A 12,830-nucleotide genomic window follows, 5' to 3' on the forward strand; every position below is an offset into this window, starting at 1 on the left:
AGGCACGGGACCACCACCGCCGTACTGCAGCTGCGGGGGCATGGATCGGCGGAGCGCTGCTCGCCCTGGTGGCGGGCGCGATGCCGGCCGCGGCGGCACCGGGCGGTGCACCCGCCACTGCGGAGACACCCCGACCCGGCTCGGGCAGCAGCCTGGTCATGGTGCTCGACTCGTCCGGATCCATGGGGGACGACGACGGCACGGGGCGTACCCGGATGGAGAGCGCCCGTACGGCTGTCGGCACCGTCGTCGACGGCCTTCCCGACAGATATCCGACCGGGCTGCGGGTGTACGGCGCGGACCGTCCCCAGGGCTGCACGGACACCAGGCTCGTCCAGCCGGTGCAGGGGCTCGACCGGGAAGCCGTGAAGCGGGCTGTGGCGGCCGTGGAGCCCAAGGGTGACACTCCCATCGGGCTGTCGCTGCAGAAGGCCGCCGAGGACCTTCCGCGGCCCGCGGACGGTGCCATCGGGACGCGCACGGTCCTGCTGATCTCCGACGGCGAGGACAACTGCGGTATGCCGCAGCCCTGCGAGGTCGCCGAGCAGCTCGGCAAGGAGGGGGTCGGGCTGCGGATCGACACGGTCGGCTTCCAGGTGAAGGGCGCGGCGCGCGAACAGCTCGAATGCATCGCGGCGGCGGGCAACGGCCGCTACTACGACGCACCGGATGCCGAGGCGCTGGCCCGGCAACTGCAACGGGCGTCGCAACTCTCCGCGGACGGCTACCGGTTCCGGGGCGAGCGGGTCGAGGGTACGGCGACGGGTGAGGCGGCACCCGTGCTCGTACCTGGGCAGTATCTGGACACCATCGGACCCGGTGAGAAGCGGTACTACGCCGTCGGCCTGGATGCCGTTTCGACGGTGGACTTCTCGGCGACGGCGGTGCCGCAGCCCGGGGCGGCCGTCGACACCTTCGACGCACTGCGCACCGGCATCGTGTACGGCACCGCCAGTTCCTGTGTGACGGACACCGCGCACTTCTACCAGAAGGAGGGCGCGACCCCGCTGACCTCGGCGGTCGCCCGTATCCCCGCGGAGGAGGGCAACCACGCCTGCGACCGGGCGGGCCGGTACTGGCTGGTGGTGGAGCGGGAGAGCAAGAAGGGCTCCGACGCCGCACGTTGGCCGCTCGAGCTCCTTTACGGGGTGGAGGCGCCGCTGGAGAAGGGCGTCACGCCCGCCCAGTCGCAGCCGGAGTACGGCAAGGGCGGCAAGGACGCCGTGCTGCCCACCGGCGACCCCCGCGATGTGCGGGGCGGTACCGGCTTCAACGACGCCGAGCAGCTCGGCCGGGGGGTGTGGCGCGACCGGATCCTTCCGTCGCAGACCCTCTGGTACAAGGTCCCGGCCGGCTGGGGCCAGCAGGTGCGCTACGACGTGGAGTTCGCGAACGAGCCCACGGTGGAGCGCGGTACCTCCACGTACTCGTACGGGGCGACCCAGCTGTTCACTCCCGCTCGTTTCCCGCTCACCGGCGGTGGCGAGTTCACCTCGACGGCCATGTACAACGGTCGGCCGTCGGCGATCAGGATGGGCGGGGTGCCGGTCGCCTGGACCAACCGCTACGAGTACCGCTCCAACGTCCAGCCCGTACACGCCGGGGGTGACTTCTACATCTCGGTGACGCTGGGGGCGAGGGCCGCCGATATCGCGGAGAACCCGCAGATCGGTGTGGTGCTGCGGGTGTCGGTGCTCGGCGACGAGCTGGTCGGCCCCGAACACCATGCTTCTGCCGTGGCCAAGAAGGCGGACAAGGAGGGCAATTCGAGTGGCGTCGGAGACAGCAGCCGTACGGGCGGGGCAGGATGGACCGGCATTGCGGCCGCTGCCGGTGCGGGCGCCGTGGTGGTGGTGATCGCGGGGCTCGTGTCCGTACGCGGGCGTCGCAGGCGGGCCACACAGACGACGAGGGGAAGCGCGTGATGAGGCAGCGCAACAGGGGCCGGGTGGCGCTGGCCGCGGTCGCGGCGATGTGCGTGGCGGCGGCGCTGCCGGTGCAGGCGTACGCGGACGGGGAGAGTGCTGCGTACACCTTCGATCCCGGCGCGAAGAAGGTCAGCGGTGCGGAGGTCAGCACCGAGGCGTCGGCGCTCACGCCCGGATCGGTCTACAAGAGCTCGATCAAGCGCGGCGAGAAGCTCTACTACCGTCTGGACCTCGACGACAGGACGAATGCGTACGTCTCGGCGGTGGCCGTGCCCAAGGGAGGCGGCCAGGTCGCCTACGGGGACGGCATCACGGTCAGCATCAGGGACAGCGCTGACCTGCAGTGCAGTTCGGAGGACGCACGGTTCGAGTCGGCGGAATTTCCGCGTCCGATCGCGGCGTACGCCTACCGGATCACGCAGAAGGACAGCAGCACCTGTCAGGAAGCCGGAACGTACAACGTCCTGATCGAGCGGGAGAGCAAGGCCACCTCGGCATCCGACGAGTGGGACCTGGAACTGCGGTACAAGTCGGAGCCGCAGCTGAAATCAGGCGGTTCGATGCCGACCCGGGCGCCGGAGAACTGGCCGTCGGCGTCGCCCGCACCGCCCACCGCAGCCCCGCAGAAGCGGTCGGGCGGCACCAGCTACAACGATGCGACCAGCCTGGAAACCGGCGAGTGGCACGACAGCATCGCACCCGGGCAGACCCGCTTCTACCAGGTGCCGGTGGACTGGGACCAGCAGATCTTCGCCACCGCCGTCCTGGGCAACAACAAAGCCTCGGAGGAATACATCGGCAGCGCGCTCGCGATGTCCCTGGACAATCCGGCGCATGGCCATGTCGACGACGCGTCGCCGCTGTCGTACTCCGGCAAGCCCGCGTCCGTTTCGCTGAAACCCCTGCCTCCGGTGGCGTATGAGAACCGTTACGACTCCACCAGCAGCGACAGCGCCATGCGGTTCGCCGGCTGGTACTACCTGTCGGTGACTCTCAGCCCGGAGGTCGCGAAGTCGTACGGGGACAAGGCGATTCCGCTGGTCCTCAAGGTCAAGGTCGAGGGGAAGGCGGGGAAGTCGCCGTACACGGGGGATGCCGGGATCTTCGCGGTCACGCAGCACGACAAGGACATGGCGAGGAGCGGCCAGAGCGGCCCCGAGGCGGCCGAGAGCGACACCATGAGGATGGTCGGCGTGGCCGGGATCGGTGTGGGTGCGGTGCTGGTGCTCGGGCTGGGTGTGTGGACGCTGCTGGCACGGCGCCGCGCGGGGAGCGCCCAGGCGGCACCGATCGGTTCGAACAGTCCGGTTGCGGGAGGCCCGGCCGGGAGCGGGCAACCGCCGTACGGAGGCCCGCCGCAGACCTGGTAGCGGGCCGGAGCCGGCGCCGCGTACGGCTGGGGCTCCGGCCGGCCGTGCTCAGCTCTGGGTCAGCGCCCAGATGCCCACGGCGAAACAGATCAACGCCACCAGCAGGACCGGGACCGCCACCTTCGGGGGCGGTCCCGGACGCTTCTGCGGTGCGTGCGCGGGAACGGCGGCCGAGAGGTGCTGGGGAACCCCTGCTCCGGGAGCGGGAACCCCCGGCTGCCCGGCGGTGTACGCACGGGTGAGAGCCGGTTCGTGCTGCACCGCGGCAGTGGTTGCCTGCGAAGGATTTGGCGCGGGGAGGGGGGAAGCCGCGTGCGCCGGGATCGGTGTGGGGGGCGTGGCCGGCTGCGCCGGATGGGGCAGCGGTGTGGGCTGCTGCGGAGGCGGTGGGAGGTGGAAGCTGCCCGTTTCCGACATCGGGACCGGCGGCCGGGTGTAGGGCTGCTGGGCGGACTGGTCCGTCTGTGCGGGCTGCGTGTCCTGTGAGGCTGTCCGGGGGGCCGCGATCGGTCCGGCGGGGCCGAAGCCTGCGGGCAGTGGCCCGAGTTGGTCGAAGACCTCCACCGGCTCGTCGTCGGCGCCGGGCTCGGGCAACATGTCGACCGCGGCCGTCAGCGCCTTGCGCGCGCCCGTGGCCGTACGGAACCTGGCCTGGGGATCCGGCTGCAGCAGCCCCGCGAGGACCTGCCACAACGGCTCGGGAATCCCTTCCGGGGCGCTGGGAGTGCCGTACGAGGCGAAGTGCTCGACGATGGCCCGCGCGTCCGGCTTCTTCCCCTGCAGCAGATACAGCGCGACCAGTCCGACCGCGAAGAGGTCCGCGGGGAAATCGGGTTCCGCGCCCATCATCTGTTCGGGCGCGAAGTAACCGGGCGTTCCCACCACGTAGTTGGTCTCGGTGAGCCGCGGCTCACCCTTGCGCATGGAGATACCGAAGTCGGACAGCCGCAGATGCGGCCGTCCGGTGCCGGTGGCCTCCATCAGGATGTTTGCGGGTTTGATGTCCCGGTGCACGACGCCCTCCGCATGCACCGTCGACAGTCCGGACAGCAGTTGGTCGAGCAGCGTGCAGACGAAACGAGGAGGCAGCGGTCCGTAGTCGCCGATGACATGCGCCAGCGAACCGCCGCTCACCAGATCCATGGTGAACAGGACCTTGTCGTCGTCCGCGGCCCAGCTGGCCGGGGCGAGCACATGCGGATGCTCGATCCGCAGCGCCTGCTCGCGGACGAAGCGCAGCAGCGTGTGTGCGTCGCTCTGCTGGAGGACCTTGGCCGCCACATAACGGCGGCGCCGGTGGTCCCAGGCGCGCCAGACGGCGCCGACCCCACCACGTCCGATCGGATCGATCAGTTCGTACCGACCGGCGAAGACCTCACCCATTGCGCTGCGCCCGCTCCCAGTCCTGTTTCGGCTCGTGCCCGGCTTTCGGGGGTAGTGCCCTAGGGCATGAAAGGACAGGCCCTAGCTCTGGTGTCCCTCGTAGTGCGCCACCGCGTCCGCGGTGCGCCCTGCGCCGTACACCTTGAGGAACTCTGCCAGTTCCGGGTGGGTCGGGGCGAGGGAGTCGGCGGCATCGATGATGTCACCGGCGGCCGCGACCGACCGCAGCAGCGACTGGATCTCACGCACCACGCGCCGGACGGTCGGGGCGCCGCCGGTGTTGGAGGTCTGGCTGGTGCCGGTGAGGACGGAGCCGCCCTGGGACTTCTTGATCTCTTCCATGCGGTCGGTGGCCTCTCCCGCGCTGGCGCTGCCGTCGGCGACCTGGCCGGCCAGTTCCTGGAGCGCCTGGACACGCTGGACGACCGCGGGGTTGCCGATCTTCGCCCGCTGGCCGCTCATCAGCTGGGAGAGCATGGGGGCGGACAGCCCGAGGACCGCGGCGAGCCGGGCCTGGTTCAGGCCGAGATCATCGATCAGCCGGCGGAAGAGCGCCCCGAGAGGTTCTCCGTACCAGCTGCGCTGAAGCTCCCTGGCTCTTGCTGTTGCCTCTTGCTGAGCTGCATCCATGGCGTCTCCCCTTCGCTGCGGCTTCGCTGCTGCGAACCTCGTCGAGCATCTTACGGAGAGTGGTCGCCGACCGGGAGTCCCCATCTTTTTGCAAGATTCCGGGGGGGACCCGGTACTCTGGTCTGCGGCGGTCGCCGAGGCGCTGAAGCATCCGGCTGCTGTCCGCTTTTTCGGGGCCTTAGCTCAGTTGGTAGAGCGCTGCCTTTGCAAGGCAGATGTCAGGAGTTCGAATCTCCTAGGCTCCACGGGTGACGGAACGGGCGCCGGAAGACCTCAGGTCTTCCGGCGCCCGTTCGTCGTGCAGGGGGCTGTTCAACGACGGTCGTCGAGATCGGTGCCGTCCACACCTTCCGGGCCGTCCGTCCCCTTGGTCTCCGCGTCGGCCTGCTTGGCCTGGACCTCCGGGTCGAGCGAGCTCGGACCACTGCCGTCGACGGAGGACAGGGGCGCGCGGTCGGAGACCTCCGTGGGAGCGGGTGGTTCGACCAGCCAGTCCGGGTTGGCCTGCTTGTCCCACCACCTCCAGGCGGCGTAGGCACCGCCCGCCACGATGCCGGCCACGACGAGCCTCTTGAACAGCCGTCCGGCCTTCGCCCGCCGCTCGTGCTTTCTGGCCAGCTGCTTGATCTCCTTCGCGGTCACCTGACTGCGCAGCGCGGCCAGCGCGGCGGCGCTGCGGGCCGTGGCCTCCTCGGCCACGGGCTGGGCGACGGCCATTGCGTGACCGACGCGCGGCACGGTGTAGTCCGCAGCGGTACGGGCGGCTCGGCGGGTGCGGTACACGGCGCGCTGGGCGGCCTCGTCGACCTTGGGGGGTACGTGAGCACGGGCCAGTTCGATACGTGGTGCGAGATGCGCGTCGTATTGGACGCGGGCCTGCTGGGCTGCCTTCGACACCTTCGGCGCGAGCCGCGTGCGGGCCTCGTACGCAAGATGTGCGGCCTGGTCCTTGGCCGTGTCGGCGTAGGGCGCCACCACTTCCGCGGCGTGCTGCACGCTGTCCTTCGCCGAGTCGGTTGCGGCGCGCACGCTGTCGATGCGGGTCACGGGATCCTCCTCCTTGGTGGCGGGTGGATACTCCGCCTTTCCACCCATTTCGAGATCATGCCTGCCGGAGGCCTGTATGGCATGCGGGGCAGGCATCCGGGTTATTCAGGTCATCGGTGACGCCTCCGGGCAATGCGGTGCAAGGGGAGCTTGCCGATGACAATGCCACGGTTCGGTTCAGCCCGCGCCGGTTCGTCACGCACTTGGCCGCATTTGTTCCTGCGGGGAGCGGCACGTGAGGGTTTCGGGGAAGCCGCAGGCGAGCGGGGCGAAAACGGCCTCGGCGCACGGGGCGCGGAATCGGGCAAGAAGGTGAGTGAAGTGCGTTGGTGGTGGCGGCCGGGCGCCGGAGCGGACGGTCCGTGCGAGGATCGGTGAACGTCACTGAAGACTTACGGAAGGCAGATCGTGGCCGAGCAGCTTTACGCCACCTTGAAGACCAATCAGGGCGACATCGAGATCCGGCTTCTGCCGAACCACGCGCCCAAGACGGTCAAGAACTTCGTCGAGCTCGCCAAGGGTGAGCGTGAGTGGACGCATCCCGAGACCGGCAAGAAGTCCACGGACAGGCTGTACGACGGCACCGTCTTCCACCGCGTCATCAGCGGCTTCATGATCCAGGGCGGTGACCCGCTGGGCAACGGCACCGGTGGCCCGGGGTACGAGTTCGGTGACGAGTTCCACCCCGACCTCAGCTTCAACAAGCCGTACCTGCTGGCCATGGCCAACGCCGGCCCGGGCACCAACGGCTCGCAGTTCTTCGTGACCGTTTCGCCGACAGCCTGGCTGACCGGCAAGCACACCATCTTCGGCGAGGTCGTCGACCCCGCCAGCCAGAAGGTCGTGGACGCCATCGCGGCCACCAGGACCAACGCCCGCTCCGACCGTCCGCTGCAGGACGTCGTGATCGAGTCGGTGGTCATCGAGAACCGATGATCACCGGTGGTCATCGGTTGATCACGCTCTGATTCTCTTTTCGGGAACCAATCGCCCTGCTCGTCCGTACTTGTTACATAGCGGACGAGCAGGGCTGCGTTGTGCGTGCTGCCGCCATGACGAGCACCGAGGGGACCGGGAAGCGATGGGACCGATGGACCAGCAGCCGCCGGGAGACCAGGATCGGTCCGCCGCCACGGACGGATCGCTCAGCTGCTACCGCCACCCCGGCCGTGGGACGTACATCCGCTGCACCCGCTGCGACCGCCCGATCTGCCCCGAGTGCATGGTCAACGCCTCGGTCGGCTTCCAGTGCCCGGACTGCGCCCGCCAGGGAGCCGGTACGGGACACGGCCCGGGCGCCGCCCGGCCGCGCACGGTCGCCGGCGCCCCCGTCACGGCCGACCCCCGGCTCGTCACCAAGATCCTTCTCGGCATCAATGTCGCCGTGTACATCGCCGTGCTGGCGAACGGTGCGCTGGTCAACGATCTGGAGCTGATCGGCCGTGCCACGACCCACTTCGGCGGTCCGCCGGAAGGTGTCGCCGAGGGCCAGTGGTACCGGCTGGTGACGTCGATGTTCCTGCATCAGGAGGTGTGGCACATCGCGTTCAACATGCTGGGGCTGTGGTGGCTCGGCGGGCCGCTGGAGGCGGCGCTCGGCCGTGCCCGCTACCTCACGCTCTACATGCTCTCCGGCCTGGCGGGCAGCGCCCTCACCTACTGGCTCTCCGCACCCGTACAGGGCTCGCTCGGAGCCTCCGGAGCGATCTTCGGCCTGCTGGGCGCCACTGCCGTGCTCATGCGCCGGCTCAACTACGACATGCGCCCGGTCTTCGCGCTTCTCGCGGTGAACCTGGTCATTACCTTCAACCCCTGGGGCGGAATCGCCTGGCAGGCACATGTCGGCGGTCTGATCGCGGGCACGCTGATCGCGATCGGCATGGTGCACGCACCCCGCGAGCGGCGCGCACTGGTGCAGTACGGCACCTGCGCCCTGGTCCTGGTGGCTGTGGTCGCCATCGTCATCGCCAGAACAGCCGCGCTGACCTGAGCGGACGCCGTTCCCCGGCGTTCCCTGGGCGTTCCCCCGGGCAGTTGTCCACAGCGCGTGCCGGATCTTGTGCATTCTGTGGGAACAACTGTGCCCCTTGTCGCTGAGCTGGGTTTTTCCAGCAGAGACAAGGGGCGTGCCATCCCCCGATGAGGGAGGCTGCAGTCACATCGGCGTCAACAGGCAGGGAGTTATCCACAGATCGTCTGACCTTTTCCCCTGCCTGTGGATAACGCTGTGGGTAACTCGGGGCAAGGGTTGCAGGACTGGGCCCTGCTGTGGGGTCACGTGCCCTGCGGGGCTACTTCCACTGCGTGGAGACACCGAAGCCGCCGGCGATGAAGCCGAAGCCGACGACGATGTTCCAGTTCTCCAGCGACGCGATCGGCAGATCGCCGTCGGTCACATAGAAAACGACGATCCAGGCCAGACCGATCAGGAAGAGCGCCAGCATCACCGGCGCCACCCAGCTCCGGCTGGTCAGCTTTATGTTGGTTGCCTGCTTCGCCGGAGGGGGCGTGAAGTCGGCCTTCTTGCGGATACGTGACTTCGGCACGAGGAACTCTCCTGTCGATGCGCTGCGTGACCGCGCAGGGAACTGTGGCTGGGGCCGGGGCAGGGCGCGAGGGGGAATGCTGTCTCCCCCGGGCGTCCGTTAGCGTAGTGCTTCCGTGGCTCCGAAGGAGATAAGGGTACGTTGAGCAATTGTGCCGACTCCCCCCGAGGACCGGTCCGGCGTACCTTCCGGCACCCGGTCAGGGTGCTCACCGCTGCCGTCTTCGCCCTCGCCGGACTGATCTTCGTCACCAGCGCCAACACGGCCAAGGGCACCAACATCCGCACCGACTCCTCGCTGCTGAAGCTCTCCGATCTCATCCAGCAGCGCAGCGGCAAGAACGCCCAACTGGACGAGACCAACGCCTCCGTGCGCGAGGACATCGACACCCTCGTCCGCCGCGACGACGGCAGCACCGAGGCGGAGGACGCCCGGCTCAAGGAGCTGGAGCGGGCCGCGGGCACCACAAAGCTCTCCGGCCGATCCGTGGCCGTCACGCTCGACGACGCCCCGCCCAACGCCACCGCCAACCCCGGCTACCCGGACCCGCAACCCAATGACCTGGTCATTCACCAGCAGGACCTGCAGGCGGTCGTCAATGCCCTCTGGCAGGGCGGCGCCCAGGGCATCCAGGTCATGGACCAGCGGCTGATCTCCACCAGCGCGGTGCGCTGCGTCGGCAACACCCTGATCCTCCAGGGCCGGGTCTACTCCCCGCCGTACAAGATCACCGCAGTCGGTGACCCGGCCAAGCTGAAGCAGGCTCTCGACAACTCCCCGGCAATCAGCAACTACCTGCTGTATGTGAAGGCGTACGGGCTCGGCTGGAAAGTCGACGAGCACGAGGCGGTGACTCTTCCCGGCTACTCGGGCACAGTGGATCTCCACTATGCGGAGCCGGTGAAGTAGCGAGCAGCTGTGGGGAGGCCGACGAGGTGTCGGTGCGACTGATCGTGAGGACGTTCAGCGAATTCTGCATCACCGTCGGCGCCCTGATCGTGCTCTTTGTGGTGTACGTGCTGTTCTGGACCGGAGTGAAGGCCGCCGACGCGACCGAGGGACAGATCGACACCCTGCGCAACCAGTGGGCGCAGGGAACGGTGTCCGCACCTGCGCCGCACACATCCCCGACGGCGGCGGCGCCACCCGCCCCCGCGGCGTACCGGGACGGCAAGCCGTTCGCGATGCTGTACATACCCCGCTTCGGGAAGGGCTGGGAGTGGCCCGTCCTGGAGAACACCGAGGTCAGGACCTTACAGAAGGGGCTCGGCCACTACACCGGGACCGCCCGCCTCGGCACGAGGGGCAATTTCGCGGTGGCCGGACACCGCCGCACATACGGGGACCCGTTCAAGGACTTCCCGAAGCTGCGCCGGGGAGACGCGGTGGTGCTGACGGACGGGACGACGTGGTTCACGTACCGCATCGACAAGAAGCCTTACCGGACGGTGCCGAGCGACATCGGGGTCATCGACCCCGTCCCCCGCAAGTCCGGCTTCGACGGGACGGGCCGCTACCTGACGCTGACCACTTGCGATCCCGAATGGGGCAGCAGTCACCGGCTGATCGCCTGGGCGCACCTCGATGCGACTCAGCCTGTGACCGACGGCAAGCCGGCAGCTTTCCACAGCTGACCCACGCCCCTGCCCCGGCCCTTTAGTCTGGTCCCGTACCGAATGGAGGGGACAGCATGTACGGCTGGATCTGGCGGCATCTGCCGGGCAACGCATGGGTGCGTGCGCTCATCTCGCTCGTGCTGGCGCTGGCTGTCGTCTACGCGCTTTTCCAGTACGTCTTCCCGTGGGCGGAGCCGCTGCTTCCGTTCGGCGACGTGACGGTTGACGGCTCGACCGGATCGGGGGCCGGCCAGTGAGTGCCCGCATCCTTGTCGTGGACAACTACGACAGCTTTGTCTTCAACCTCGTCCAGTACCTCTACCAGCTCGGCGCCGAGTGCGAAGTGCTGCGCAACGACGAGGTGACCACGGCACACGCCCAGGACGGCTTCGACGGCGTGCTGCTGTCACCCGGCCCCGGCACCCCGGAGCAGGCAGGTGTCTGCGTCGAGATGGTGCGCCACTGTGCGGCCACGGGCGTTCCGGTCTTCGGGGTCTGCCTCGGGATGCAGTCGATGGCGGTGGCGTACGGCGGTGTGGTGGACCGGGCCCCGGAGCTGCTGCACGGCAAGACCTCGCTGGTGACCCATGAGGGCACCGGGGTCTTCACCGGTCTGCCGTCCCCCTTCACCGCGACCCGCTACCACTCGCTCGCCGCCGAACCCGACACGGTTCCGCCGGAGCTGGAAGTGACCGCGCGCACCGCCGACGGCATCATCATGGGGCTGCGCCACCGCGAACTGGCGGTGGAGGGCGTGCAGTTCCACCCGGAGTCGGTGCTGACCGAGCACGGCCATCTGATGCTGGCCAACTGGCTGGCACAGTGCGGCGACACAGGAGCCGTCGCGAGGTCGGCGGGGCTCGCGCCGGTGGTGGGCAAGGCCGTCGCGTGACCGCACTCCGCCCCGAACACGACGCCGGACAGGACGGTCCGTACGAGCAAGGAGCGTACGAGGCCGCAGGCGCGTTCGAGGCGGCGGTCGACCAGCTGGCGGATCCGCTGAACGATCCGCTGCCGGGGAAGCATGCCTCGCCGTGGTTCCGGGCGGACAACATCCCGTCCGAGGAGCCGGGGGCGGGGCAGGAGCAGAAGCCGGGGCGGGGGCTGCACCGGGCGCCGGTTCAGCCGCCACAAGGGGCGCAGAAGCCCGAGGAGACTCCGCGGGAGTGGTACGACCCCGAGGGGTTCGAACGGGACTGGTACGGGCAGCAGGCGCCTGCACCGATGCCCGCGCCGACGCACCGGGCGCAACCCGTCGCCCATCCCTTCCCGCTCGACGACGAGACGGTCGGTCTGCGGACGGCGGACACCCGGCGCCTGGTCGACCAGGCGGTGACGACCCGGCAGCCGAATCCCGCGCCGAATCCCGCGCCGGAGCCGGAGCCGGAGCCGGAGCCGGGCTTGGGGTCGGCGAGCGATGCGGAGAACTTCGCGGAACCGGGCACGGGGTTCGAGAAGGCCGATCCGGAACCGCGTACCGGAGGCCGCGCCGAGCGTCGGCACGCTGCCAAGGGGCGCGGCCGCCGACGTACCGAACCGCAGCCGGAGACAACGGCGCCGGCCGCGAAGCCGATGTCGCGCGTCGAGGCACGGCGTGCGGCGCGCGCGGCCAAGGACAGCCCGGCCGTTGTCGCCAGCCGGGTCACCGGAGAGCTGTTCATCACCCTCGGTGTGCTGATGCTGCTGTTCGTCACGTACCAGCTGTGGTGGACGAATGTGCGCGCCGACCAGTACGCCGGCACGGAGACGCACAAGATCCAGGACGACTGGGCGAAGGGCGACCGCAATCCCGGTGTGTTCGAAGCGGGGCAGGGATTCGCCATCATCCACATCCCCGAGCTGGATGTGGTCGCTCCGATCGCCGAGGGCATCAGCAAGGACAAGGTCCTCGACCGGGGCATGGTCGGCCACTACGACGAGGGCGCGCTCCGCACGGCGATGCCGTCGGCCAAGCAGGGCAACTTCGCGCTGGCGGGCCACCGCAACACGCACGGCGAACCCTTCCGCTACATCAACCGGCTGCGCCCCGGTGACCTGATCGTGGTCGAGACGCAGGATGCGTACTACACGTACGAGGCGACGAAGACCCTGCCGCAGACATCGCCGTCCAATGTCTCGGTGATCGGCCCGGTGCCGCCCGGTTCGGGGTTCACCGGGCCGGGCCGGTACATCACTCTGACGACCTGTACGCCGGAATTCACGAGTACGTACCGCTTGATCGTCTGGGGCAAGATGGTCGACGAACGACCGCGCAGCAAAGGGAAGCCCGACGCGCTCGTCGGCTGAGACATCATCACGACAGGGACGGGT

General features: G+C 69.1%; 13 protein-coding genes and 1 tRNA gene. 10 read left to right on the forward strand and 4 right to left on the reverse strand.

What is annotated here, in order from left to right; genetic code table 11:
- The first annotated feature begins 80 nt into the window (after nt 1-80).
- Nucleotides 81-1,925, forward strand: a complete 1,845-nt coding sequence (locus OG953_RS21850) for a vWA domain-containing protein (RefSeq protein WP_405691971.1) — start codon at nt 81-83, stop codon at nt 1,923-1,925.
- Entirely contained in the window at nt 1,925-3,298 is a 1,374-nt protein-coding gene (locus OG953_RS21855; RefSeq protein WP_405686269.1) for a hypothetical protein, read from the forward strand. The genes OG953_RS21850 and OG953_RS21855 overlap by 1 nt, the downstream gene beginning before the upstream one ends.
- Before the next feature lie 48 nt (nt 3,299-3,346).
- Here the strand turns inward: OG953_RS21855 and OG953_RS21860 are convergent, their stop codons facing one another.
- Together OG953_RS21860 and OG953_RS21865 are read right to left on the reverse strand one after the other, a co-directional pair.
- Nucleotides 3,347-4,681, reverse strand: a complete 1,335-nt coding sequence (locus OG953_RS21860) for a protein kinase domain-containing protein (RefSeq protein WP_405686271.1) — start codon at nt 4,679-4,681, stop codon at nt 3,347-3,349.
- Between the two features lie 81 nt (nt 4,682-4,762).
- Entirely contained in the window at nt 4,763-5,311 is a 549-nt protein-coding gene (locus OG953_RS21865; RefSeq protein ID WP_266359832.1) for a DNA-binding protein, read from the reverse strand.
- A gap of 172 nt (nt 5,312-5,483) precedes the next feature.
- Between OG953_RS21865 and OG953_RS21870 the strand changes: the two genes are divergently transcribed.
- Nucleotides 5,484-5,556: transfer RNA gene (locus OG953_RS21870), tRNA-Ala, on the forward strand.
- 67 nt (nt 5,557-5,623) lie between these two features.
- Here the strand turns inward: OG953_RS21870 and OG953_RS21875 are convergent.
- Nucleotides 5,624-6,358 carry a DUF5324 family protein gene (locus OG953_RS21875; protein WP_405686273.1) on the reverse strand — a complete coding sequence of 245 codons (735 nt, stop codon included), beginning with the start codon at nt 6,356-6,358 and terminating at the stop codon, nt 5,624-5,626.
- A 408-nt stretch (nt 6,359-6,766) separates the two neighbouring features.
- Here OG953_RS21875 and OG953_RS21880 point away from each other — a divergent pair, with 408 nt between their 5' ends.
- Both OG953_RS21880 and OG953_RS21885 read left to right on the forward strand, forming a co-directional pair.
- Nucleotides 6,767-7,294, forward strand: a complete 528-nt coding sequence (locus tag OG953_RS21880; RefSeq protein ID WP_405686275.1) for a peptidylprolyl isomerase — start codon at nt 6,767-6,769, stop codon at nt 7,292-7,294.
- A gap of 154 nt (nt 7,295-7,448) precedes the next feature.
- Nucleotides 7,449-8,348 carry a rhomboid family intramembrane serine protease gene (locus tag OG953_RS21885; RefSeq protein WP_405691973.1) on the forward strand — a complete coding sequence of 300 codons (900 nt, stop codon included), beginning with the start codon at nt 7,449-7,451 and terminating at the stop codon, nt 8,346-8,348.
- 301 nt (nt 8,349-8,649) lie between these two features.
- Here OG953_RS21885 and crgA read toward each other — a convergent pair whose 3' ends face one another.
- The gene (gene crgA, locus OG953_RS21890) at nt 8,650-8,904 is read right to left on the reverse strand and encodes a cell division protein CrgA (RefSeq protein ID WP_405686277.1); all 255 of its coding nucleotides are present in this window, start codon (nt 8,902-8,904) and stop codon (nt 8,650-8,652) included.
- Nucleotides 8,905-9,045: 141 nt separating this feature from the next.
- Here crgA and OG953_RS21895 point away from each other — a divergent pair, with 141 nt between their 5' ends.
- Genes OG953_RS21895 through OG953_RS21915 form a run of 5 tightly spaced genes read left to right on the forward strand, consistent with a single transcriptional unit; the run spans nt 9,046 to nt 12,806 of the window.
- Nucleotides 9,046-9,813 carry a DUF881 domain-containing protein gene (locus OG953_RS21895; RefSeq protein ID WP_405686279.1) on the forward strand — a complete coding sequence of 256 codons (768 nt, stop codon included), beginning with the start codon at nt 9,046-9,048 and terminating at the stop codon, nt 9,811-9,813.
- A 26-nt stretch (nt 9,814-9,839) separates the two neighbouring features.
- Nucleotides 9,840-10,538 carry a class E sortase gene (locus OG953_RS21900; protein WP_405686281.1) on the forward strand — a complete coding sequence of 233 codons (699 nt, stop codon included), beginning with the start codon at nt 9,840-9,842 and terminating at the stop codon, nt 10,536-10,538.
- 56 nt (nt 10,539-10,594) lie between these two features.
- Nucleotides 10,595-10,777 (forward strand): hypothetical protein, encoded by a 183-nt coding sequence (locus OG953_RS21905; protein ID WP_093895029.1) that lies wholly within the window; start codon nt 10,595-10,597, stop codon nt 10,775-10,777.
- A complete protein-coding gene (locus OG953_RS21910) occupies nt 10,774-11,412 on the forward strand; it encodes an aminodeoxychorismate/anthranilate synthase component II (RefSeq protein WP_093895028.1) in 639 nt (212 codons plus the stop codon). The genes OG953_RS21905 and OG953_RS21910 overlap by 4 nt, the downstream gene beginning before the upstream one ends.
- Nucleotides 11,409-12,806: a class E sortase gene (locus tag OG953_RS21915; protein WP_405686283.1), complete on the forward strand. Its 1,398-nt coding sequence runs from the start codon at nt 11,409-11,411 to the stop codon at nt 12,804-12,806. Before OG953_RS21910 ends, OG953_RS21915 begins: the two co-directional genes overlap by 4 nt.
- Nucleotides 12,807-12,830 lie beyond the last annotated feature (24 nt).

The sequence above is a fragment of the Streptomyces sp. NBC_00057 genome, assembly GCF_045041165.1.
GTDB lineage: Bacteria > Actinomycetota > Actinomycetes > Streptomycetales > Streptomycetaceae > Streptomyces.